The 22,762-nt window shown below is 71.4% G+C and carries 26 protein-coding genes; 16 read left to right on the top strand and 10 right to left on the bottom strand.

Annotated features, from left to right (window positions below):
- Positions 1–5: 5 nt before the first annotated feature.
- From BJK06_RS07785 to BJK06_RS07755, 7 genes are all read left to right on the top strand, one after another.
- Positions 6–722 carry a GntR family transcriptional regulator gene (locus BJK06_RS07785; protein ID WP_070417415.1) on the top strand — a complete coding sequence of 239 codons (717 nt, stop codon included), beginning with the start codon at positions 6–8 and terminating at the stop codon, positions 720–722.
- 192 nt (positions 723–914) lie between these two features.
- Positions 915–1,913: a sugar phosphate isomerase/epimerase gene (locus BJK06_RS07780; protein ID WP_070417414.1), complete on the top strand. Its 999-nt coding sequence runs from the start codon at positions 915–917 to the stop codon at positions 1,911–1,913.
- Complete coding sequence (locus BJK06_RS07775; RefSeq protein ID WP_070417413.1) at positions 1,910–2,863, top strand: 3-hydroxyacyl-CoA dehydrogenase family protein; 954 nt, start codon at positions 1,910–1,912, stop codon at positions 2,861–2,863. The genes BJK06_RS07780 and BJK06_RS07775 overlap by 4 nt, the downstream gene beginning before the upstream one ends.
- 11 nt (positions 2,864–2,874) lie before the next feature.
- Complete coding sequence (locus tag BJK06_RS07770; protein ID WP_070417412.1) at positions 2,875–3,642, top strand: SDR family NAD(P)-dependent oxidoreductase; 768 nt, start codon at positions 2,875–2,877, stop codon at positions 3,640–3,642.
- Positions 3,643–3,720: 78 nt separating this feature from the next.
- Positions 3,721–5,103, top strand: coding sequence for an MFS transporter (locus BJK06_RS07765; RefSeq protein ID WP_070417411.1), 1,383 nt, complete (start codon positions 3,721–3,723; stop codon positions 5,101–5,103).
- Positions 5,100–6,806, top strand: a complete 1,707-nt coding sequence (locus BJK06_RS07760; RefSeq protein WP_070417410.1) for a dihydroxyacetone kinase family protein — start codon at positions 5,100–5,102, stop codon at positions 6,804–6,806. The genes BJK06_RS07765 and BJK06_RS07760 overlap by 4 nt, the downstream gene beginning before the upstream one ends.
- On the top strand, positions 6,803–7,573 hold the full coding sequence (locus BJK06_RS07755; protein ID WP_070417409.1) for a triose-phosphate isomerase family protein: 771 nt from the start codon (positions 6,803–6,805) through the stop codon (positions 7,571–7,573). Before BJK06_RS07760 ends, BJK06_RS07755 begins: the two co-directional genes overlap by 4 nt.
- Here the strand turns inward: BJK06_RS07755 and BJK06_RS07750 are convergent.
- Entirely contained in the window at positions 7,566–8,408 is an 843-nt protein-coding gene (locus BJK06_RS07750; RefSeq protein WP_070417408.1) for an NAD(P)H-binding protein, read from the bottom strand. The genes BJK06_RS07755 and BJK06_RS07750 overlap by 8 nt on opposite strands.
- Before the next feature lie 79 nt (positions 8,409–8,487).
- Here BJK06_RS07750 and BJK06_RS07745 point away from each other — a divergent pair, with 79 nt between their 5' ends.
- On the top strand, positions 8,488–9,219 hold the full coding sequence (locus tag BJK06_RS07745) for a TetR/AcrR family transcriptional regulator (RefSeq protein WP_070417407.1): 732 nt from the start codon (positions 8,488–8,490) through the stop codon (positions 9,217–9,219).
- A gap of 15 nt (positions 9,220–9,234) precedes the next feature.
- Here the strand turns inward: BJK06_RS07745 and BJK06_RS07740 are convergent, their stop codons facing one another.
- The 5 genes from BJK06_RS07740 to BJK06_RS07720 form a co-directional block, all read right to left on the bottom strand.
- Positions 9,235–9,906 (bottom strand): response regulator transcription factor, encoded by a 672-nt coding sequence (locus BJK06_RS07740; RefSeq protein WP_070417406.1) that lies wholly within the window; start codon positions 9,904–9,906, stop codon positions 9,235–9,237.
- Positions 9,903–11,174, bottom strand: coding sequence for a sensor histidine kinase (locus BJK06_RS07735; RefSeq protein ID WP_181015162.1), 1,272 nt, complete (start codon positions 11,172–11,174; stop codon positions 9,903–9,905). The genes BJK06_RS07740 and BJK06_RS07735 overlap by 4 nt, the downstream gene beginning before the upstream one ends.
- Before the next feature lie 320 nt (positions 11,175–11,494).
- A complete protein-coding gene (locus BJK06_RS07730; RefSeq protein WP_070417405.1) occupies positions 11,495–12,181 on the bottom strand; it encodes an SDR family NAD(P)-dependent oxidoreductase in 687 nt (228 codons plus the stop codon).
- A 73-nt stretch (positions 12,182–12,254) separates the two neighbouring features.
- Positions 12,255–12,575, bottom strand: coding sequence for a hypothetical protein (locus BJK06_RS07725; RefSeq protein ID WP_070417404.1), 321 nt, complete (start codon positions 12,573–12,575; stop codon positions 12,255–12,257).
- A gap of 11 nt (positions 12,576–12,586) precedes the next feature.
- The gene (locus BJK06_RS07720) at positions 12,587–13,018 is read right to left on the bottom strand and encodes an Hsp20/alpha crystallin family protein (protein WP_070417403.1); all 432 of its coding nucleotides are present in this window, start codon (positions 13,016–13,018) and stop codon (positions 12,587–12,589) included.
- Between the two features lie 174 nt (positions 13,019–13,192).
- On the opposite strand from BJK06_RS07720, the gene BJK06_RS07715 reads away from it, so the two are divergent.
- The 5 genes from BJK06_RS07715 (at position 13,193) to BJK06_RS07695 (ending at position 15,986) form a co-directional block, all read left to right on the top strand.
- On the top strand, positions 13,193–13,927 hold the full coding sequence (locus tag BJK06_RS07715; RefSeq protein WP_070417402.1) for an NYN domain-containing protein: 735 nt from the start codon (positions 13,193–13,195) through the stop codon (positions 13,925–13,927).
- Positions 13,928–14,135: 208 nt separating this feature from the next.
- Complete coding sequence (locus BJK06_RS07710; RefSeq protein ID WP_070417401.1) at positions 14,136–14,318, top strand: hypothetical protein; 183 nt, start codon at positions 14,136–14,138, stop codon at positions 14,316–14,318.
- A 46-nt stretch (positions 14,319–14,364) separates the two neighbouring features.
- Positions 14,365–14,922: a MarR family winged helix-turn-helix transcriptional regulator gene (locus tag BJK06_RS07705; RefSeq protein WP_070417400.1), complete on the top strand. Its 558-nt coding sequence runs from the start codon at positions 14,365–14,367 to the stop codon at positions 14,920–14,922.
- A 68-nt stretch (positions 14,923–14,990) separates the two neighbouring features.
- Positions 14,991–15,599 (top strand): TetR/AcrR family transcriptional regulator, encoded by a 609-nt coding sequence (locus BJK06_RS07700; RefSeq protein ID WP_070417399.1) that lies wholly within the window; start codon positions 14,991–14,993, stop codon positions 15,597–15,599.
- A 75-nt stretch (positions 15,600–15,674) separates the two neighbouring features.
- Complete coding sequence (locus BJK06_RS07695; protein WP_070417398.1) at positions 15,675–15,986, top strand: YciI-like protein; 312 nt, start codon at positions 15,675–15,677, stop codon at positions 15,984–15,986.
- 29 nt (positions 15,987–16,015) lie between these two features.
- On the opposite strand, the gene BJK06_RS07690 is transcribed toward BJK06_RS07695, so the two are convergent.
- Positions 16,016–16,489 carry a hypothetical protein gene (locus BJK06_RS07690; protein ID WP_156794800.1) on the bottom strand — a complete coding sequence of 158 codons (474 nt, stop codon included), beginning with the start codon at positions 16,487–16,489 and terminating at the stop codon, positions 16,016–16,018.
- A gap of 67 nt (positions 16,490–16,556) precedes the next feature.
- Positions 16,557–17,111, bottom strand: a complete 555-nt coding sequence (locus tag BJK06_RS07685; RefSeq protein ID WP_070417396.1) for a TetR/AcrR family transcriptional regulator — start codon at positions 17,109–17,111, stop codon at positions 16,557–16,559.
- A gap of 64 nt (positions 17,112–17,175) precedes the next feature.
- Between BJK06_RS07685 and BJK06_RS07680 the strand changes: the two genes are divergently transcribed.
- On the top strand, positions 17,176–17,919 hold the full coding sequence (locus tag BJK06_RS07680) for an NADH(P)-binding protein (protein ID WP_070417395.1): 744 nt from the start codon (positions 17,176–17,178) through the stop codon (positions 17,917–17,919).
- A gap of 92 nt (positions 17,920–18,011) precedes the next feature.
- Here BJK06_RS07680 and BJK06_RS07675 read toward each other — a convergent pair whose 3' ends face one another.
- Entirely contained in the window at positions 18,012–19,115 is a 1,104-nt protein-coding gene (locus BJK06_RS07675; RefSeq protein WP_070417394.1) for a Gfo/Idh/MocA family protein, read from the bottom strand.
- On the bottom strand, positions 19,112–19,912 hold the full coding sequence (locus tag BJK06_RS07670; protein WP_175475662.1) for a sugar phosphate isomerase/epimerase: 801 nt from the start codon (positions 19,910–19,912) through the stop codon (positions 19,112–19,114). Before BJK06_RS07670 ends, BJK06_RS07675 begins: the two co-directional genes overlap by 4 nt.
- 257 nt (positions 19,913–20,169) lie before the next feature.
- Here BJK06_RS07670 and BJK06_RS07665 point away from each other — a divergent pair, with 257 nt between their 5' ends.
- The gene (locus BJK06_RS07665; RefSeq protein ID WP_070417392.1) at positions 20,170–21,465 is read left to right on the top strand and encodes an MFS transporter; all 1,296 of its coding nucleotides are present in this window, start codon (positions 20,170–20,172) and stop codon (positions 21,463–21,465) included.
- Positions 21,466–21,469: 4 nt separating this feature from the next.
- On the top strand, positions 21,470–22,678 hold the full coding sequence (locus BJK06_RS07660) for an MFS transporter (RefSeq protein WP_070417391.1): 1,209 nt from the start codon (positions 21,470–21,472) through the stop codon (positions 22,676–22,678).
- Positions 22,679–22,762 lie beyond the last annotated feature (84 nt).

Genomic DNA, 22,762 nt, shown 5'->3' with positions numbered 1-22,762 from the left:
GATGCATGTCGACCACGATGCCGGGCTTCGGGACCGAGCGCATCACCCAGCTCGGGCTGCGCGACCGCGTCTACGACCGGGTGCTCGAGGTCCTGATGGGGCACGACGTCGAACCGGGCATGCGCCTGTCGATCGACGGACTGGCCCGCTCCCTCGGCGTCTCGCCGACCCCGGTGCGCGAGGCGCTCGTGCAGCTCGAACGCACCGGGCTCGTCACGCGTGAGGCCAACAAGGGGTACCGGGTGTCCCCGCCGCTCGCCGGCGACCAGCTCGAGGCCCTCTTCGACGCCCGACTCATCGTGGAGTCGGGGGCCGTCGAGCTGGCTGCGCGCGGCGACGTCCCCGCCCTGCGGTCACGGTTGGCGACGGCGCTCGCCGAGCAGGCGGCCGTGGCCGAGGAGATCGCCGCGATCGGTGCGGGTGCGGCGTCCGAGGAGCTGATGGCGCGGTTCTTCCGTGCCGACTGGCAGTTCCACCAGGTCGTCTTCGACGCGACGCGGAACCCGTTCCTCGAGGAGATGTCCGAGATCATCACGACCCGCGTCCACCGGATGCGGCAGATCGTCGAGGGTGGTGGCGACGACACCGACCGTGCCGTGCAGGAGCACCGCGCAGTCCTCGACGCACTGGCCGAGGACCCCGCATCGGCGGTCGCGGCGATGCGGCACCACATCGATGCCGTGCGGCTGCGGTCGCGAGCGGACGCGTCGCACACCGCCTGATCCGGCCCGGGCGGACGCCCGTCCCGAGGTTCGGGTCAACGGGACGGGCGTCCTGATCCTCCGTGCCCGCCCTCCTTCGGAGCCCCCCGGACGAGGGGTTTGGTCCGATCGGTTGCGAATCTCCGACGACGGAGTATCTTTCCTATAGGAAAGAGGTTCGACGACGAACCCCGACATGCGAAGGAGCATCCCGTGAGCACACCGCAGGACTGGGTCGACCAAGACTGGGACTCCAGCAGCTGGACGGCCGACACCTGGCCGATCGCGACATGTCTGCACGGGTTCCCGCAGGTGACGCGGGACGGCGTCGCCTTCCACGACGCGGACCCGGCCGTGTGGGACGACGTCTTCGCGCAGATCGAGGCCGTCGGGTTCTCGCTCGCCGAACTCGCCGACAGCCACATCCGGCCCGCCGACCTCGAACGGTCCCGCCGCGACGAGCTGTTCGCGATCGCGAAGGCTCACGGCGTCGGCATCCCGTCGGTGCACCTGCAGCGCAAGAGCGTCGTCCAGCCCGGGCACGAGGAGGACAACTTCGCCTACGCGCACCGCACGATCGACGCGGCGGCCGAGTGGGGCATGCAGGTGTTCTCGACGGGGCTCCACCAGCCGTTCAACGAGGCCCAGCGGAAGGCGCTCTGGTTCTGGACCGCGCAGGGCCCGAAGGACCCGGACGACGCGGAGGTCCGTGCCGCTGCCGTGTCCCGTCTGCGTGAGCTCGGCGAGCACGCCGCGAGCGTCGGACTCCCGATGGCGCTGGAGCTGTACGAGGACACGTACCTCGGGACCGCGGACAGCGCCGTCCGACTCGTCGAGGAGATCGGCCTCGACAACGTCGGGCTGAACGCCGACGTCGCGAACCTCATCCGCCTGCACCGTCCGGTCGAGGACTGGAAGGAGCTGTTCGCGAAGACCCTGCCGTACACGAACTACCTCCACGTGAAGAACTACACGCGGGACGAGGCCGGCGACGGCAGCTGGGCGACGAGCGCGCCGAGCACCATGGAGGCCGGACTCATCAACTACCGCCAGGTCCTGCGCGACGCGGTCGCCGACGGCTTCCGCGGGATCGTCATGACCGAGCAGTACGGCGGGGACAGCCTCGGCGTCTGCGCCACCAACCAGCAGTACATCCGTTCCGTCCTCGCCACCTCGGTGGTCGGGGCGACGAAGCAAGGAGTCACCCGATGAGCACCCTCGACATCGCCGTCGTCGGATCCGGCTACATGGGCGGCGGGATCGCCCAGGTCCTCGCCCTCGCCGGTCACACCGTCCGGATCGCCGACGTCTCGGCGGAGATCGCCGCGTCCAACCGCGCCCGGCTCATCACCGAGACGGAGCAGTTCGTCGCGGACGGGCTGTTCCCCGCTGATGCCGTGTCGCGGGTGGAGGCCCACCTCAGCGCCGCCGCCTCGATCGAGGAAGCGGTCGCCTCGGCCGACTTCATCGAGGAGGCCGTCCCCGAGAAGCTCGAGATCAAGCACGCGACGCTCCGGCGCATCAGCGAGGCCGCCCGCCCGGACGCCGTCATCGGCTCGAACACGTCGACGATCCTCATCGAGTCGCTGGCCGAGGCCGTCGTGGGTCCGGAGCGGTTCCTCGGCGTGCACTTCTCGAACCCGGCGCCGTTCATCCCCGGCGTCGAGCTCATCCCGCACCCGACGACGAACGAGCACGCGATCACGGTCGGCGAGACCGTCGTCGCGGCCACGGGCAAGCAGTCCGCGCGGGTGAAGGACTCGACCGGGTTCGTGCTGAACCGCCTGCAGTACGCACTGTTCGAGGAAGCCACGAAGATCGCCGACGAGGGCATCGCGACCCCCGACGACATCGACACCATCGTGCGGACCACGTTCGGCTTCCGCCTGCCGTTCTTCGGCCCGTTCGCGATCGCCGACATGGCCGGACTCGACGTGTACGCGTTCTGCTTCGAGTCGCTGCAGACCCGCTGGCCCGAGCGCTTCGCGACCCCGCCGTCCCTGCAGCAGCACGTCGACGCGGGCGAGCTCGGCACGAAGTCGGGTGCCGGGTACCTCGAGGTGCCCGCCGACCGCACGCCGGAACTCGTCGCCTACCGCAACAAGGCCTACGTCGCGATGCAGAAGCTCCTCGACGAGCTCGGCCCGGCCCCGATCCACTGAGGCGGAACACCATGGACAACGAACCGCAGCACCGCACCGCCGTCCTGACCGGGGCCGCATCGCCCCGGGGGATCGGCCGCGCCACCGCCCACCACCTCGCCGAGGCCGGGTGGGACATCGGCATCATCGACCTCGACCAGCACGCCAGCGCGGCGGTCGCCACCGAGATCCGCGAGCAACACGGCGTCCGGGCCGTCGGCGTGGGCGCGAACGTCGCCGACGAGACCGCCGTCCGGGCCGCCTTCGACACGATCGAGGCTGAGCTCCACCCGATCGTCGCCCTGGTCAACCTCGCCGGGGTGTCCTCGGCGCACGCGTACCTCGACCTCCCGGAGGGGGAGTGGCACCGCGTGTTGTCGATCAACCTCGACGGCGTGCACTTCGCGAGCCTGCGGGCGGCGGAGTCGATGGTGCGGAACGGCTACGGCCGCATCGTGAACCTGTCGTCGGTCTCCGCCCAGCGCGGCGGCGGCACCTTCAGCAAGACCCCGTACACGGTCGCGAAGGCCGGCGTGATCGGTCTGACCCGCGGCCTCGCCCGCGAGCTCGGGCCGCAGGGCGTCACCGTCAACGCGATCGCCCCCGGGCCGATCGACACCGACATCATGGGCGGCACGCTGACCGAGGAGCGCAAGACCGCGATGGCCGCCGACGGCGTGCTGCCGCGGATCGGCACCCCGAGGGACATCGCCGCCGCGATCGCCTACCTGATCAGCGAGGACGCCGGGTTCGTCACGGGCCAGACGCTGAACGTCGACGGCGGCCTGTACATGCACTGACGGGTCCACCGTCCCCTCCCAACCCACCGCACCGTCCCCTCCCAACCCACCGCACCGTGCTCGCAAAGGAGCGAACCCGTGTCACTTCCCCCTGCCCCCGCGCTCGGGTCCACGCACGACCCGGCGCTGAAGTCGGCGATCGGCAAGGCGACGAAGCACCTCATGCCGATGCTCGTCATCCTGTACTTCGTCGCGTTCCTCGACCGCACGAACGTCGGGTTCGCAGAGGAGGCCCTGAGCGTCGACCGCGGCATCTCCGACGCCGCCTTCGCGCTCGGTGCCGGCATCTTCTTCATCGGCTACGCGATCTTCGAGATCCCGTCCAACCTGCTGCTCAAGCGCCTGGGTGCACGCTTCTGGCTCGCCCGCATCGCGATCACGTGGGGCATCGTCGCCGCGCTGTTCTCGTTCACGACGAACGACACGATGTTCATCATCCTGCGGTTCATCCTCGGCGTGACCGAGGCCGGACTCTTCCCCGGCGTGATCATGCACCTGTCCGAGTGGTTCCCGAACAAGGTCCGCGTGCGGATGTTCGCGATCTTCTACCTGGCGCAGCCGTTCTCGCAGATGATCGGCGCACCGCTGTCGGGCGGACTGATCAGCTTCGGCGACCAGGCCACCCCGTTCCACGGCTGGCAGGTGATGTTCGCGGGTGAGGGACTGCTCGCGGTCCTGGCCGGCATCGCGGCCCTCGTGTTCCTGACGAACAGTCCGCAGCAGGCGAAGTGGCTCGAGCCGGGGGAGAAGGACTCGCTCACGGCCGCGATGGCCCGCGAGGACACCGCCCGCAGCGAGGACGGCCCGACGGGCATCTGGAAGGCGCTGGCCAGCGGCCGCGTCTGGTACTTCACGATCATCTACTTCTGCCTGCAGGTCGCCGTGTACGGCACGACGTTCTACCTGCCGCAGCAGGTCTCGTCGCTGCTCGGGCAGGACGTCGGCTGGCAGGTCGGACTGGTCGCGGCGATCCCGTGGCTCGTCGGCCTCGTCGCCTGCTACCTCGTCGGTTCGCGGGCGGACACCGTCGGGCGTCGTCGACGCTGGGGCACCTGGTTCTACATCACCACCGGCCTGTCGATCCTCGGGTCCGCCTGGGCCGGCGCGAACGGGCAGCCGATCCTCGGCATCCTGTTCATCACGCTGGCGGTCGCGAGCTTCCTCGCGGTGGGACCGATCACGTGGGCGTACCCGACGGCCTTCCTGACCGGGGCCGCAGCGGCCGCGGGCATCGGGCTCATCAACTCGCTCGGCAACCTCGGCGGGTTCGTGGCGCCGATCATGCGCACCGCGATCAACGACGTGGTGCCCACGGACAGCGGAGCGTTCGGCATCGTGTCGCTCGGGGTCCTGGCGTTCGTGGCCGCGGTGATGATCTTCTGCACGAAGTACTTCCGTGGTGCGAAGGCGGACGAGCTGCTCGACACCACGCACGTGCGCACCCAGGGGGACGAGCGATGACCCGGCTCTTCAACGACCCGGCGGACTTCGCCGACGAGTCGACCGACGGGTTCGTCGCCGCGAACGAGCGGTGGGTCCGGAAGGTCCACGGCGGGGTCGCCCGGTCGACCACGTCGCCGGACGGCACGGTCGCGCTCGTGATCGGCGGCGGGTCCGGGCACTACCCGGCGTTCGGCGGGCTCGTCGGGCACGGGCTCGCGGCCGGTGCGGCGATGGGGAACCTGTTCGCCAGCCCGAGCGCCCAGCAGGTCACGTCGGTGGCGAGGGCCTCCGAGCACGGCGGCGGGGTGCTGCTGAGCTACGGCAACTACGCCGGCGACGTCCTCAACTTCGACGCGGCCGCACGCGCGCTCGAGGCCTCCGGGATCAGCGTCCGCACGGTGCGGGTCACGGACGACGTGGTGAGCGCGCCCGCCGACCGCGCGCACGAACGCCGCGGGATCGCGGGCGACCTCTGCGTGTTCAAGGTTGCCGGAGCCGCCGCCGAGCGTGGCGACGACCTCGACACCGTCACGGCGATCGCGGAGCGGGCGAACGACCGCACCCGATCGTTCGGCGTCGCGTTCTCCGGCTGCTCGCTGCCCGGCGCCGAGGAACCCCTGTTCACCGTCCCCGAGGGGCGCATGGCGATCGGCATGGGCATCCACGGCGAACGCGGCATCGACGAGACCGACGTCCCGACCGCCAACGGACTCGCCGCGCTGCTCGTCGACCGCTTGCTCGACGAACTGCCGGCCGGGATCGCCGCCGCCGGCTCCCGCGTCGTCCCGATCCTCAACGGGCTCGGGAGCGTGAAGTACGAGGAGCTCTTCGTCGTCTACCGCTCGGTGCAGCGCCGGCTCGCGGACGCGGGCGTCGTCATCGTCGAGCCCGAGGTCGGGGAGCTCGTCACGAGTTTCGACATGGCCGGCGTCTCGCTGACCCTGTTCTGGCTCGACACGGAGCTCGAGGAGCTCTGGGCCGCCCCCGCCGACACCCCCGCGTACCGCAAGGGCGGTGCCGTCTCCGCGGAGCGTGTCGCACCGTCCGTGGTGGCGGCCGACGCGGCACCCGACGAGGTCGGTCCGGCCAGCGAGGACTCCCGGGCAGTCGCCGTCGAGGTCGCCGCCGGCTTCGCCGCGGTCCGCTCGGTCATCGACGAGCACGCCGACGAACTCGGCCGCATCGACGCGGTGGCCGGCGACGGGGACCACGGCATCGGCATGCAGCGGGGATCGCACGCCGCCGCCGAGGCAGCGTCCGACGCCGTCGATCGTGGAGCCGGCGCGGGCAGCGTGCTGCGGATCGCCGGCGACGCCTGGTCCGACAAGGCCGGTGGCACATCCGGCGCGATCTGGGGCGCGGCCCTGGAGGCACTGGGTCGCGTCCTCGGGGACGACTCGCGTCCGACGGGTGCGGACGTCGTCGAGGCCGTCGGTGCGGCGACCGAGGCGGTCCTCGCCTTCGGCGCGGTGCCCGGGGACAAGACGATGGTGGACGCGCTCGTCCCGTTCCGCGAGGCCCTCCGTTCGCGGGTCGACGACGGTGCGGCGCTCCCCGATGCCTGGCGAGCGGCGGTGTCCGTCGCGCAGGACGCTGCGCAGGGCACCGCCGAGCTGCTGCCGAGGAAGGGCCGGGCCAGGACCCACGCCGAGCACGCCGTCGGGACGGTCGACCCGGGAGCGGTGTCCTTCGCGCTGATCGTGGAGGCCGTCGCGCCGTGATCACCATCGGGGTGTCGCTCAAGACGTACTTCTCGCACGCCCGGACGCTGTCGTGGGCGGCCGAGGTCGCGGACGTCGCCCGGCGGCACCCCGCGGTGACCTCCGGTGCCGCGTCGCTCTTCGTGGTGCCGACGTTCCCGGCGCTCGTCCCCGTCCGCCGCATCCTGACCGACGCCGGTGCTCCCGTGCTGCTCGGCGCCCAGGACCTGTCGTGGGCCGACGCGGGGGCGTACACCGGCGAGGTCACGGGTGCAGAGCTGCGCGAGATCGGCGTCGACCTCGTCGAGATCGGCCACGCCGAACGGCGCTCCCTGTTCCACGAGACGGACGACGAGGTCGCGGGGAAGGTGCACGCCGCCTTCCGCAACCGCCTGCGGCCGCTGGTCTGCGTCGGGGAGGCGAGTCGCGCCTCCCGAGCGGAGACCGTCGCCGAGGTGACCGCGCAGCTCGACCGGGCCGTCTCGACCGCGGTCGCGGACGGACTGGCGGGGCCGCTCGTCGTGGCGTACGAGCCGGTGTGGGCCATCGGCGCCCCGGCGCCGGCGCCAGACGAGCACGTCGTGGGAGTGCTCGCGGGGATCGAGGAGCACCTGGCCACGCGGCCGGAACTCGCCGGGTCGGTCGTGATCTACGGCGGCAGTGCCGGGCCGGGGCTGCTCACCCGCGGGCAGGGGCGGATCGGCGGTCTGTTCCTGGGGCGGTTCGCGCACGACCCGGCGGCGATCGCCACGATCCTCGACGAGGTGGCGGCGCTCGACGTCAGCTGATCTGGTCCTGGACGGGTCGCGGTGCACGCCCGAGCAGCTGGCCGAGCAGCGGGTCGGTCCCGGCGAAGCGGCCCTGTCCCGCTGCCCGGTACATGCCGAGCAGGAAGCCGGCCATGTGCGGGTCCTGGCCGGCGGCGGTCGACCGGGCCAGCCACTCGTCCTCGCCCAGCACCTCGAACCCGATCGTGCGGCCGGAGCGCTCGGACGCGAACTCCGCGAGCTCGCCGAACGTCGGTGCCGTCGGCGCGGTGAGCGTGACGGGGCCGTCGTACGGCTCGTCGGCGAGCAGGATGCGGGCGGCTGCTTCGGCGGCGTCCTGGCGAGCGGTCCACGACACCGGACCGTCGACGGGGACCGAGACCGCGCCCGTCGACTGCCACGGTCCCATCAACCAGGCCGTGCTGTGCGCGTAGAAGCCGTTGCGCAGGCTCGTCCACGGCAACCCGGAGGCGCGGAGCAGGTCCTCGGTCGCGGCGTGGCCGTCGGCCGGTGCGAACGGCGAGCCGTGGGCTGCGCCCTGGTGGCTCGTGTACAGGATCCGTCCCACCCCGGCGTGCACGGCGGCGTCGATGGCCGCGCGGTGCAGCGCGACGGCGTCGGCGCCTGGGTCGTTCGAGGAGACGAGCAGCAGCCGGTCCGCACCCGAGAAGGCCGCGGGGAGCGAGTCGGGCTCGGCGTAGTCGCCCCGGCGGACCTCGACCCCGCGATCGGTGAAGCGCTGCGCCCGGCTCGGGTCGCGGGTCACGACGGCGAGCCCCGACGGGTCGAGGTGCTCGAGGAGGTGGTCCGCGGTGGCGCCGTTGAGTGCGCCGGTGGCGCCGGTGATGACGATCATGGTTGCTCCGTACCGTTGGTAACCGATTGGTGTGATCGAAGGTAACACACTGCTATCGCTGCTTTGTTATCGTTGATACGTGATCGAGCAGGCAACGCAACGAGACGAGACCCGGGCACGGATCGTCGAGGTCGCCGGTGCGATGCTCCGTGAGCGGGGGGCCGCGGCGGTGACCACGCGCGCCGTCGCCGAGGGTGCCGGGGTGCAGGCACCGACGATCTACCGACTGTTCGGCGACAAGGACGGCCTGCTCGAGGCTGTCGCGGAACAAGCGATGTCCACCTTCGCCGCGGTCAAGGCCGAGGCGGTCCGGGCTGCACGGGACGAGCGCACCGATCCCGTCGATGACCTCCGGCACGGGTGGTCGATGACGATCGGCTTCGGTCTCGCGAACCCCGACCTCTTCGTGCTGCTCAGCGACCCCGAGCGAGGACGTCGCTCGGCGGCGGCACGCGCCGGGACCGCACTGCTCGCCGAGCGCATCCGGCGCGTCGCCGAAGCCGGACGGCTCGCCGTCCCGGAACGCCTGGCGGTGGACCTCGTGCACGCGGCCGGGACGGGGGCGGTGCTGGCGATCCTGTCGACACCGGCGGACGAACGCGATCCGAGCCTGGCGGACGAGGCGTTCGCGGCGGTGTCGGGGAGGATCCTCGTGGCGGGCCCGCCGGAGCCGTCGGGTTCGCCGACTGCGGACGCCGTGACGACTGCCGCGATCACGCTGCGGGCGGTCGCGTCGGACCTCGACGTGCTGTCGGTCGCCGAGCGCGCAGTGCTCGCCGAGTGGCTCGACCGGGTGGCCGGCCAGCGCTAGGTCGACGCCGGCGCGTCAGGCGTCGCGAGCGCCCGCCAGCCCGTGGTCGTGCGCGTAGACCACGAGCTGCACCCGGTCCCGCAGCGCGAGCTTCCCGAGGATGCTCGAGATCTGCGTCTTCACCGTGGACTCCGTGACGAACTCCTTCGCCGCGATCTCCGCGTTCGACAACCCGCGCGAGGCCCAGCCGAACACGATGCGCTCCCGGTCCGTGAGCGACTGGAACGCCTCGGGCTGCGGCGCCGGCGCGCGCTCGACGTCGGCGCCGAACAGCTGGGAGAGGTCGTTCGGCGCGATCACCGAGCTCCCCTCGTGCACCGCCCGGACGGCCGCGAACAGGAACGGCGGCGTGGTGTCCTTCAGCAGGAAGCCGCTCGCGCCGAGGCGGATCGCGGTGGCGGCAGCGGGGTCGAGGCCGAACGTCGTCAGCACGACCACGCGGGGGAGCGGCCCCTCGACCGCGCCGGAGAACAGCTGCCGGACGGTCTCGACCCCGTCCATGCCCGACATCCGCATGTCGAGGAGCATCACGTCCGGTCGCAGCTCGGGGATGCGCGCCAGGGCCTCGGCACCGTCGGACGCCTCGCCGACGACGACCATGTCGTCCTGGGCGTCGAGCACGACGCGGAGGCCGGCTCGGAACAGTGCCTGGTCGTCGGTCAGCAGGATCCGGATCGGATCGGTCATCGGTTGGTCCCCCCAAGGACGTCGAACGGGATGCGGGCACGTGCGGCGAACACGTCGTCGAGGACGGCGGCGTCGAAGGACCCGCCGAGTGCGGTGAGCCGGGACTGCATGCCGGCGAGGCCACGGCCGGACCCGCGGGTGCTCACCGGCGGGACGGCGACCGGGCCGGTCCCGACCGTGCCGGCGCCGGGGGTGGCCATCCCGGCGGTCGGGACGAGGTTCTCGACCTCGAGCACCAGGTCGGCCGACCGCCACGTCTCCCGCACCGTCACCGGCATCCCGGGGGCGCCGTGTCGGAGCGCGTTCGTGAGCATCTCCTGCAGCACCCGGCGGGCGGCGGTCCCGCTCTCCGGTCCGAGCACCACCGGGACCCCGCGGACGGCCTGGTCGACGTCGACCCCGGCCTCGCGGATGCCCTGCACGATCTCCTCGAGCGACCCCGGGTCGGTCGAGGCGCCGGAGCCGTCGATGTGCCCGAGCACCTGCCGGACCTCGACGAGGGAGCTCCGGGCGGTGCTGGCGATCGTGGCGCTCACCTCGCGAATGCGGGCCTCGTCGGCGAGGAACGGCACCGAGTCGGCCTGCGCGATGATCACGGCGAGGGAGTGGCCGACCACGTCGTGCACGTCGCGGGCGATGTCCGCACGGATCCGCTCGGACTCGGCGACGTCGATGGCCCGGGTGGCGGTGGCCTCGGCCTCGGTGGCGACGGCCTCGGCTCGGGACGCCGCGGCCTCGGCGTCCGCCCGGCGTTCGGACTCGCGGTCCCGCGAACGGAAGGCCCGGACGGCGACCCCGCCCGCCCAGACCCCGAGGAGCGCTGTCACCGGCGCGGCCATCGCCAGGAACGCCTGGTCGCGCGGGCCGTTGATGAGGACGAGGAACCGGAAGCCGGTGAGTGCGAGGTAGAGCGTCGCGCTGATGCCGGCAACGAACGCCAGCAGGCCGGACACGATGACCTCACCGCGCGTGCCGACGACCGCCGCCGTGCCGATGACCACGAAGATGGCGATGTCGACGAGCGACGGCCGTTCACCGCCGCCGACCTGGACGATGCCGAGGACGACGACCATGAGCATCGCCGCGGACGGTGAGACCCGTCGGAGCGCGATCGCCCCGGCCGCGGCGAGGACCGCGAAGAAGCTCGCGTGCTCGAGCTCGAGGTCGATCGGGAGCAGGAAGACGAACGCCGCGAAGACCGCCCAGGCCACGTCGATGATGATCGAGCGGGTGGCGAGCGGCCGGATGAACGTGCGCCGTTCCGTCACGGCACGATCATCGCACGGGGGCGTCGTCCGCCGGTCACGGGACCGGCGACATCGCGATGAGGGCGGTGGCCGTGACCGTGACGATCGCGGCGCAGACCAGCAGGGTGGCGATCGTGTGCTTCGTCGAGGACTCCATGCTCCGAGCCTCGCCGAGTGGGGCACGCCGGGCATCGGGCGCACGGGTGAACGCGTTCATCCGCACGGATGAAGGCGTCTGGTCCGTCGCGACGCGACCGGGTGGCGGCCAGGAGGCGCGGGTCGGGCCCGCACCGCGCCTCCCGGCCCGCGAATCGCACGGATCTGCCGGACCCGCCCGTCGGTCAGATGGTGATCTGGCCGAGCACGCGGTGGGCGATCGAGATCGACTCACCGGACATCACCGACAGTGGCGACGCGAGGAACGCGACGAGGTCGGCGATCTGCTGCGGGCTGGAGTCGCCGGGGCCACCGGGGCGGACCTCGGTGCTGGGGGTGTCCGTCACCAGCCCCGGGTTGACGACGTTCACCGTGACACCGGAGCCGGCGGCCTCGTCGGCGAGGTTCTTCGCGATGACGCTCACCGCGGCGTTGCGGAGCGATGCGGTGATGTTGCCCGACAGGTAGGCGTTCTGTCCGCTGATCACGACGACGCGTCCGAACCCGGCCTCGCGCTGGGCGGGCAGCACCGCGTTGGCGATGCGGAGGAACCCGAGTGCCTTGCCGTCGATCGCGGTGACGACCTGCTCGGGGTCGGACTTCTTCGCCGGGTCGAGGGTGCCGGCACTCGGGGCCGCGGTGACGACGAGCGCGTCGATGCGGCCGTGCTGCTCGAGCACCCGTGCGACTCCGGCGTCGACGGAGGCCTGGTCGGCGGTGTCGATCGCGACGCTGTCGGGGGAGTCGCCGGCGCTGCGGGAGGCCACGACGACGGTCGCCCCCTCGGCCCGGAGTCGATCGGCGACGGCGGCGCCGATGTACCCCTTCCCTCCGACGACGAGCGCGACACGGTTCTGCAGTTCGAGGTCCACGCCGTCACGCTACGCCGGAACGCCTCGGGCTCGGCACACGTCGTGCACCGAGCCCGAGGCGTCGTCGGTTCGATCAGCTGCTGCGGCCGCTCCCGCCGACCGTCAGGAGCGCACCGGTGTCGGTCTCGTCCGTACGCGGCGGCTCGAACAGGCCCGAGTACGCCCGGACGGCGCTCCACCCCGCGATGAGCAGGACGGTGCCGGCGACGGCGGCGACCCACGGCACCACGGCCCACCGGTCCCAGAGCGACGGGACGGCCAGCCACGTCAGGAAGTTCCCCGCGAGGCCGCCCGTCGCCCCGAGCAGGACCGCGGTCCGTCGGTCGAGACTGGACAGCGCGAGCGCGACCGTCACGGCGGCGATCGCGGCCAGGGCGTTGACGAGGTCGAACACGGCTGCCGCTCCTACTCCCCGCTGCCGACGGCGAGCTGCTCGCGGCCACTGCCCGTGGTGACGGCGATCTTGCGGGGCTTCGCCGACTCCTTCACGGGGATCGTGACGCTCAGGACGCCGTTGTCGTAGCCGGCCGTGATGCGCTCGGCGTCGAGGCCGTCGCCGAGCGTCAGCTGACGGACGTAAGTACCCGGCTGGCGCTCTCGGGTGAGCCACTGCGAGCCCTCGGGAGCGCCGAGGGTGCGCTCGGCGCGGATGGTCAGGACCGAGCCGTCCACGTCGATGTCGACGGAACCCGGGTCGATGCCGGGCAGGTCGACGTCGAGGACGTAGTGGTCACCAGTGCGGTAGAGGTCCATCGGCATCGAGCGGGGGCCCGCGGTGCCGAGGAGGGAGCCGGCGAGACGGTCCAGCTCGCGGAACGGATCGAAGTTCATCGTCATCGGTGTCAACTCCTTCGTGTCTGGTGTTGAGTCCCCTCGACTCAACTGCGACATGTTTTAGCACTCAAGCCTGGCGAGTGCCAAAAGAACGCTCTGAATCCGCTCGGAGCGTGGGATCCCCGGCGAAATACACAGGAGTCACGGGCGTCGGCGCGGGACCCGTACCGTTTGCCCATGCGAGTCGGGGTGTACGTCGATGGGTTCAACCTCTACTACGGCGCGAGGAGCATCTGCGGTCGTTCCACTCCGGGCTGGCGGTGGCTGGATCTCCGCGCGCTGTCCGAGAACCTGCTGCGCGGACCGGGTGCGCAGTGGGGGTCGGCCACCATCGAGCGCGTCGTCTACTGCACCGCCCGGGTGAGTGGTGCGGAGAACCCGCAGGGGCAACACGACCAGGACACCTACCTCCGAGCGCTTCGACGGCACGGCGCGGTCGACGAGTTCGCCATGGGCAACTACGTCACCCGGGTCGCGACCGCACCGCTGGCGACGCCCGATCGGCGGGGACGCCCGCAGCTGACGCGCGCCGACTGGCCGCTCCAGGTCCGTGACCCGCACGGCGCCGACGTCCCCGGCGCGACCTTCATGGCATCGGTCGCCCGTCGTGAGGAGAAGGGCTCCGACGTCAACGTCGCGGCGCACCTGCTCATCGACGTGTTGACGAAGCGTGTCGACGCCGCGATCGTCATCAGCAACGACAGCGATCTCGAGTTCCCCGTCCGGCACGTGCGGACCCTCGTGCCGCTCGGACTGGTGAACCCGACGCCGGGGTACCGAGCCGGCAAGCTCGCCGGCGACCGAGATGACGGGGTCGGCGGACACTGGTGGTACCAGTTGACCGACACTGACGTGCGTGGAGCGCAGCTACCGGAACAGGTCGCCCACATCCGACGGCCCGAGTCCTGGTAGTGTCATCCCATACCACCCGGCCCCTCTGGGGCCGGGTTTTTTCATGCCCTCCGTGCGTCGCGAATGACAGCGATGTAGTTCGGCTGGGCTGACTGTTCAGTGCGTGAACCGTACAGAACACGAATTGTTCGTTTTGCTGATCGTTCACGTTGTGAAAGACTTCGGGCGTCCGATGGGGACAGCAACGACGACGAGGGGCGGTATCGCAATGCACAGCACGTACACCGGGATGCCGCGACAGGCACGGCTCGGCGGCACCCACACGCGCGTCGGTCTGACCGACCCCGCGATCATCGACGCCTACGTCGAGCGCCGCATCCAGGACCCGTCGCTCCTGTCCGGTCGCTCCGAACCGTCCTACGCCGACTTCTTCTCGGTCCCGGCGGCCTAGGCCCAGCACCCCCGATCCGCACCAGGCAGAGAGCACACCCGACCAGATGCCGTTGACCGTCGTCCGCCGTGAGCACATGCACCTCTACGCCCGGGAACCCCGGTCGCGTGCCGCGAAGGGCGCCGTGGACGCGCTCCTCCGCCTGCAGCACGCCGAGGAACAGCAGCTCGAACAGGCCCGGTCGGAGAGCGGTCTCACCAAGAACGAGTTCCTCGCCGTCCGGTACATGCTCCAGGCGCACCGGGACGGCCGGGCCATGGGTCCGAAGGACCTCGCCGTCATGCTCAACGTGTCGAACGCGTCGGTGACGAAGATCGTCGACGGGCTCGTCGAGAAGGGCGACCTCGTCCGCGCGCCGCACCCCACCGACCGTCGGGCACAGGTGCTCGAGCCCACGGTGCAGGCGGCGAAGAAGATCGACGCGTCCTACGCGCGCTTCCACGAAGCCGTGGTCGAGGTGATGGACCACCTGTCTTCTGAGGAGAACGACGTCCTCGCACGCTGCCTCGTCCAGATCACCGAGGCCCTCGTCGGTGGCGCGCCCGCTCCCGTCGACGAGTACACGGTCGACCCGGACGGCGACGCGGAGCCGTACGACTCCTGAACCGGGCGGTCCGTAGCGGCGCCGAGCCGCGCCTCCCGGAAAAAACCTTCCAGCGGTAAGTTGGGCGCATGACGCACCCTGCCGACGACGACGCGGCCCTGCCGCGACGCGGCTACCGCAAGGGTGCCGAACGACGGACGCAGATCCTCGACGAGACGATCCGCATGGTCGCCGAGCAGGGTGTCGACGCGTCCTCGCTGCGATCCGTCGCGGACGCCCTCGGGATCACCCACGCGGCGCTGCGGCACTACTTCCCGAGCCGCGACGAACTGCTGCTCGCGGTCTACCGCGAGCACGAGGTCCGCGAGCAGGGGGCACCGGACCGGATGAAGTCCGCGATCGGGGACATGCGGGAGAGCGCCTCGCGGAATCGCGCGGTCCCGGGGCTGGTGCAGCTGTACACGACCCTGGCGGCCGATGCCGTGCAGGAGGGGCACCCCGCCACGCGGGACTTCATGCGGGAACGGTTCACCCGGCTGCGGGCGGACCTGGCGGAGTTGATCGAGGCGGACCAGGCGTCCGGCCGGATCCGGGCCGACCTGGACCCCGTCGACCTGGCGTCCCTGAGCATCGCGGCGTCGGACGGACTGCAGGTGCAGTGGCTGCTCGACCCCGACGCGGTCGACGGCGAGCGGGTGCTGCGGTTGCTCGAGCAGATCGTGCCGCCGGCGGGCTGACCGGACCCGCCGGTCCTGCCACACTCGTGTCAGCGGGGCCGTGGGTCCCGCTGACGACCGGATCGGAGCAGGACCATGCACGCCGTACTCGAGTACACCTACGTCGACGACTACCTCGAGCGCCGAGATGCGTTCCGCCAGCAGCACCTCCGGGCGGCCTGGGCTGCGGCGGAGCGCGGCGAGCTGCTCCTCGGCGGTGCGGTCGGCGAGGGGACCGGACCGTTCACCGCGCTGATCGTCTTCGTCGGCGACGACGCGCTCGGGCGTGCGCGGGCGTTCGCGGCGACGGACCCGTACGTGACCGGGGGACTCGTGACGTCGTGGACCGCGCGACCGTGGACGACCGTGGTGGGCGATCTCGCGGCGGGACCGGTCCGCCCCGACTGAGGCTCTCGGGAACCGGCGACGTCGTCGGGTCAGCCGTAGCCCTCGTCGGTCAGCCGCCAGCCGGCCGGCGTGTGGCGGAAGCAGAACTGCCACCCGGGGAGGTCGCCCGGTTCGGCGCCCGTCATGTTCGTCTCGGTGACGTCGACCGGGATGCACTCCTCCGCGGATCGGCCCGTCTCCTTCGCGCTCAGTCGCGAGACCGCCCCGATGTGCCGGTAGCCGAGCAGGTCGGGGTGGTCGTCGAACCACGAGGACGGGGTGCGTCCGCCGCACCAGGCCGCGTCCGGACCGCCGCTGTCGTCGGTGAGGGCCTCGGTGACAGCACAGTCGTGTGCCTTCGCGGCCCGGAGGTAGACGCGGAGGACCTGTTCGGAGGACGCGCTCGCGGGCGGGAGCCGCACCGCCACGGTCTGCGCGTGCGTCACCGACACCACGGTCACAGTGCCGGCCGCCACGAGCACGGCGGCGACCACCCCTCCGAGCACGAGCCGACGTCTCCCCACGCGCTCATCCTGGCAGGGGGTGGACCCGCCGATCGCCCGGTGCAGCTGCGAGTCGGTGAGGGGGCGTTCAGTTGCGCGGGAGCCCTGCGACGTACGCGCCGAGCACCGCTCGGTCGTCCACGGGCGCGACCCCCGCGACGCGGTAGAGGAGCAGTGCATCGACGAGTCCGACGAGGTCGACCGCGGATCGCCGGGGGTCGTCGACGCCGATGCGGTCGAGCAGGTCCTCCGCCGTGGCGAGCAGCGCGGCGCGCACCGGGTCGGCGCCGGTGAGGGGTGCGCGGAGCGCTTCGTCGTCCCGGAGCTCCAGGAGGAGGGCCAGGCGAGCGGCTTGCGCCTCCGCCCGCTCTGCGAGGCCCTGGAGGAACGTGGCGGCGACCTCGACGACCGTCGCGTCGTCGAGTGGCTCGGGGAGACGCAACGCGCCCAGCTCCGTCGACAGCTGCTCCGTGATGCGCGCGACGACGAGCGCGGTCAGTTCGCGCCGCGTCGACGCGTAGTACGAGGTCGATCCGGCAGGCACGCCGGCCTCGGTGTCGACTGCCCGGTGCGTCAGGGCTCGGACCCCACCGCGAGCAGTGAGCCGTACTCCCGCGTCCGCCAGGTCCTCGCGTCGCCCCATGCTCTTCCCCTCTCGCCTCTACCATCGTAGTGTTCTCTACGGATGTAGAGCCGAAGGGGGCACGATGCGGGTTGCAGTGGTCGGAGGCGGGATCTCCGGAGTCGCGATCGAGGCAGCGCTGGGGGCACACGGCTGCTCGGTCACGAGGTTGTCCCGGTCATCGGGGTTCGACGTACTCGCGGACGACGCGGTCGATCGGCTGGCGTCGGTCCGGCCGCAGGTCATCGTCGAGGCGACCGGACGGTTCACGACGAGTCGGCGGCGTGCGACGGACTTCTTCACGCGCTCGACGGCGGTGGTCGGTGCGGCGGCCGAACGGTCCGGGGCGCGACACGTGGTGCTGTCCATCGTCAACTGCACCAGGTCCGAGGTGCAGGGCTACGGGTACTTCGCCGGCAAGACCGCACAGGAGCAGGCAGCGGGAGCGGCGGGCCGGGGCGCCACGATCGTCCGTTCGGCCCAGTGGTTCGAGTTCGCTGCGCAGAACCTCGAGCGGTTGCGCGTCGGGCCGATCGCGTTCGTGCCGCGGATGACCATCGCTCCGGTGTCGCTCGAAGCGGTGGCGACGGTGGTGGCCGAGGTCGCGACGGGCCGGCGGTCCGCGCCGGTCGTGGAGGTCGCCGGGCCCGAGACGACGTCCCTGTGGGCGATGACGACGGCGCTGCCGCATCCGGGCGTGGTGCCCGTCCCGATGCCGATCCCGGGCCGGACGGGCCGGGCGTTCCGGGACGGAGCGCTCCTGCCCGCGGACGACGTCGAGGTGGTCGGCCCGACGTTCCACGAGTGGCTCGCGACCGCACGGCCGTAGCCGACGCACCGGAGCCGCGCCGCGCCTCCTGGCCCCCCGTACGCAGAACGGCCGGCCCCTGTCGGAGCCGGCCGTCCTGCGGAGCGCAGAAGCTACGCGGTGAGCACCGCAGCCGACGGATCGAAGTCCTCCGGCAGCGGCGGGACACGGTCCACCGTCGACGTGATGTCGACCGCGGAACCCGACGCCGCCGCGTCACGGATGCCGAGCAGCACGTCGAGGACGTGCAGCGCGACCGCACCCGAGGCACGCTCGGGACGGTCCTCGGCGATGGCGCGGGCGAGCTCGACGACCCCGGTGCCACGGCCCCAGGTGGAGCCGATCGCCTCGAGGGTCTCGGGCTCCTCCTGGCCGTAGCGCCAGAGCTGCGACGAGCCCTCGAACGTGTTCGGGTCGGGCAGCGAGATCGTGCCGAGCGTGCCGTTGATCTCGACGAAGCCCATGCGCGGCAGCGCGTGCTGGAACGAGAACGTCGACTGGGCGGACTGCCCGCCGGCGAACTCGATCAGGGCGGCGTGGTGCGTGGGGACCTCGACCGGGAACGTCTCGCCGGCGCGGGGGCCGGACGCGATCGTGCGACGGTCGAGCGACTTCGAGGACACGGCCTGCACGCGGCTGGCGGTGCCGAACGCGTGCACGAGGGTCGTCACGTAGTACGGGCCCATGTCGAACAGGGGACCGGCGCCCTCGGCGAACAGGAAGTCCGGGTTCGGGTGCCACGCCTCGGGTCCGGGCACGTGGAACAGCGTCGTCGCGGTCAGCGGCTCGCCGATGTCACCGCGGGCGATGGCACGGAGCGCCGTCTGGATGCCCGCGCCGAGCACGGTGTCCGGCGCGGTCGCGACCCGGAGTCCCTTCGACGCAGCGGAGGCGAGCACCGCGGCGGCCGACTCGTGGTCGGTCGCGATCGGCTTCTCGGTCCACACGTGCTTGCCGGCGTCGATGATCTGGTGGTCGACCTCGGCGTGGGCCGCCGGGATCGTCAGGTTGATCACGATGCTGATGTCGTCGCGGGCGAGGAGCTCCTCGACCGAGCCGGACGCACCGACCCCGTACTCCGCCGCCTGGGCCGCTGCGCGGTCGAGCAGTACGTCGGCGACGAACCGGACCTCGACGTCGGCGAACTTGGTCAGGTTCTCCAGGTACTGCGTGGAGATGTTGCCGGCACCGATGATGCCGATCCCGACACGGGTCACTTGTCGTTGTCCTTCAGCCAGGCGAGGGACTCGGTGATGCCCTCGAAGACGTCGCCGGAGTACGCGTCGAACTCGACGACGCGGATGGCCTGCGGCGCCGCGGCGAGGATGGCCGGGACGTCGACGTCGCCCTGACCGGCGGGGGTCTGGTTCTCGAAGGCACGCTGCAGCGCCTCCGGAACGACGAGTGCACTCTCGGACGAGGGCAGCGCGGTGAGGATGTCGCCGTCGACCTTCCCGTCCTTGACGTGGATCGCGACGACGCGGTCGCCGAGCGACTTCAGGACGGCGGGGGCGTCGGCGCCACCGACGGTCGCCCAGAAGGTGTCGAGCTCGAGCACCGTCTCCGGGCTGATCTGCGAGACGAAGTGGTCGTAGACCGTGCGGCCGTCGACCTTGTTCGTGAACTCCCACTGGTGGTTGTGGTAGCCGAACTTGAGGCCGCGCGAGGCTGCCTCGGCGGTGAGGACGTTGACGCGCTCGGCGATCTTCGCGACGTCGTCGGCGGTCTGCCAGCGGTCGGTCGGGATGAACGGGTCGATGACGGTCTGGATGCCGAGGCGCTCGGCCGCGTCCCAGATCGGGGCGGTGTCCTCGGCGTCGATCACGGCGACGTGGCCGGACGGGGCCGTGAGGCCGGTGGCGGCGAAGGCGCGCTCGAGGTCCGCGGCACGCTCGACGAACGCGTAGGGCTCGACGTTCTCGTACCCGATCTCGGCGACACGGGCGATCGCCTTGTCGAGGTCTTCCGCGATGGCGTCGCGCAGCGAGTACAGCTGCACAGAGGTGGTGGGCATTGCGTGAGGCTCCTTCGGTCCTGACTGGGTGTCGCGGCACCGGGTGTCGCAGCACCGGGTGTCGCAGTCCGTCGAGGAGCGATGCTCCACGGCGAGATCGATGACGACGCTACCCCAAAAACCACCCGGTGTGTAGTTTTTGCTGCGCTCCGTGACGGACGCAGGTACATGAACGACACCTGTCGATGTATGCTCAGCCAGTCAAAACCGTGCGCAAGATGGTTTTGAACGGCGAAGCATCGACTCAAGGAGGCGTCATGAGCACACCCGAACCCGGCAGCCCGGCACTGCTGAACCCCGAAGAGGGCATCACGCAGCCGGTCAGCACGATGCGGGTGGGCATCGGCTACCAGATCGCGCTGTTCCTCGGACAGTTCGGCCTCTTCGTCGCGCTCATGGCACCGGTCTACGTGAGCATGCAGCTCAAGGCGCAGGCCCTGGTCGGGGACGACGCCGCGAACGTCATCGGCTCCGTCCTGCCGATCGGTGCGTTCGGCGCGCTCATCATGAACCCCCTGGCCGGCGCGCTGTCCGACCGCACGCGCACCCGCTGGGGCCGGCGTCGTCCGTGGCTCATGAGCGGTGTCGTCGTCTTCGCGATCGCACTCGTCTGGATCGCCTACGCACCCGACGTGCTCAACCTGACGCTCGCGTGGCTGCTCGCCCAGCTCGCCGCCAACGCGACCCTCGCCACCCTGCTGGCGAGCTTCGCCGACAACGTCCCGCAGCTCCAGCGCGGCCGGTCGTCGAGCATCATCGCGCTCGCGCAGAACCTCGCCGTACTCGCCGGCACCTACCTGTCGGTGTTCTTCGTCGCGAACCTGCCCGTGCTGTTCATCGCGCCCGGCATTCTGGCGATCATCCTCGTCGCCGTCTACGCGGTCGTCGCGCGGGACGAGCTGCCGACGTACACGCTCAAGAAGTTCACGTTCCTCAACCTCATCTCGTCGTTCTGGACGAACCCGATCAAGAACCCGGACTTCGCGTTCGCGTGGTGGTCGCGCTTCCTGATCATCCTCGCGACGTTCATGTTCACGACGTACCGGTTGCTCTACATGCAGGAGCACATCGGCATCGAGGACGCGAAGCAGGCCACCGAGGCCGTCGCGTTCGGAGTGCTGCTCTACACGATCGCGCTCCTGGTCAGCGCGGCGCTCTCGGGGTGGGCGTCCGACAAGCTGGGTCGCCGCAAGGTGTTCGTCGGCGGCTCGACGGCCCTCTTCGCGGTCGGCCTCGTCGCCCTCGCGCACGCCGAGACCGTGAACGGCTTCTACGTCGCCGAGGTCATCATGGGCTTCGCGTACGGCATCTACTCCGCGATCGACACCGCACTCGTCGTCGACGTGCTCCCGAACGCCGACCGTCCGGGCAAGGACCTCGGCGTCATCAACATCGCGAACGCGCTGCCCCAGTCGCTCGCGCCGGCGATCTCGCTCTTCTTCCTGTCCATCGGCAGCTCGCACGCCGACAACTACGTCCTCATGTGCTGGGCCGCGGGTGTCGTCGCACTCCTCGGCGCCCTTGTGGTGATCCCCATCAAGCGGGTTCGATAGCCGGATGCACCAGCTCGGGGTCGACGAGGACCGCAGACAGCTCGCCGGGTGGCGGAACGCCATCGTCATCGCGTTCGCGATCGGTGGGGTGAGCCTCGCAGCGTGGGGTCCGCGGCTGCCCGAGCTCCGGCTCGAGCTCGGTGTGGACGTCGGGACCATCGGGCTCATGCTCGGCGGGGTCACGATCGGGTCCATCGGCGGCCTGCTCAGCGCGGCCCCGCTGCTGCGCCGACTCGGCGGGCGCCGGGCGCTCACCGCGGTGGTCGTGCTGGTCCCGGTCGCGATCGCCGTGATCGGGACGGCAGCCGCGCTCCACTCCGTCCCGCTGGCAGCGGTCGGGTTCGTGGTCGCCGGCGCGGGCATCGGTTCGCTGGACGTGATGGCGAACGTCGAGGGCACGGCGATCGAGGCGCTCGCGGGGCGCACGCTGCTCCCGCTGATGCACGCGGCCTGGTCGGGAGGCGCGGCCCTCGGCGCCGGGATCGCCGCCCTCTGCGCGTGGCTCGGCATCACCCCGTCGGCGCAGCTCCTCGGTGAGGCCGTCGTCATCCTCGTGGTCGGTGTGCTCGCGATGCGGGGCATCCCGGACGGCACCCGTGCCGAGGAACACGACACGACGCTCACACCCCGGCAGCGACTCCGGCAGTGGGCACGAGGGTGGGCGGACGTCCGACTGCTCCTCATCGGGGTGGTCATGCTCGGCGTCGAACTCGGTGAGGGCTCGGCGAACAACTGGCTTGCCCTCGCCACCACCGACGGGCACGGGCAGACCGCCGCCGTCGGTGCGCTGTTCTTCACGGTGTTCGCCGTCTCCGAGGCGGCCACCCGCGTCTTCGCCGGCCCCGTCGTTGACCGGCTCGGACGTGTGCGGACCGTGCGGTGGACGACCGCGCTCGGCATCGTCGGCGCCGTGCTCTTCATCGTCGGCGGGAGCTGGTGGCTCACGCTCGTGGGCGTCGTGCTCTGGGCGGTCGGCGTCTCCATGGGCTTCCCGCTCGGGATGTCGGCGGCGGCGCAGAGCGGCCCGAACCCGGCGGCCCGTGTCAGCGTGGTCGCCTCGATCGGGTACTTCGCGAACTTCGCGGGGCCGCCCGTCATCGGTGCGATCGCGGAGCACGTCGGCGCATTGAGCGCGCTCTGGCTGGTGGCGGTGCTGTTCGTCGCGGCGTTCGCCGCGTCCGGCTCGTTGCGGCCCGTCGTGCGCCGCGAGTGACGGAGGGACTGCGGGACGGGAGGCGCGGTGCGGGCCCGCACCGTCCCTCCAGGCCGTCCACTGGTCACGCTGGCTAGCGTGGAC

Source organism: Curtobacterium sp. BH-2-1-1 (genome assembly GCF_001806325.1).
Classification (GTDB): domain Bacteria; phylum Actinomycetota; class Actinomycetes; order Actinomycetales; family Microbacteriaceae; genus Curtobacterium.
Note: the sequence above shows the minus strand (reverse complement) of the source record. Positions and strands in the feature narration are given on the sequence as shown.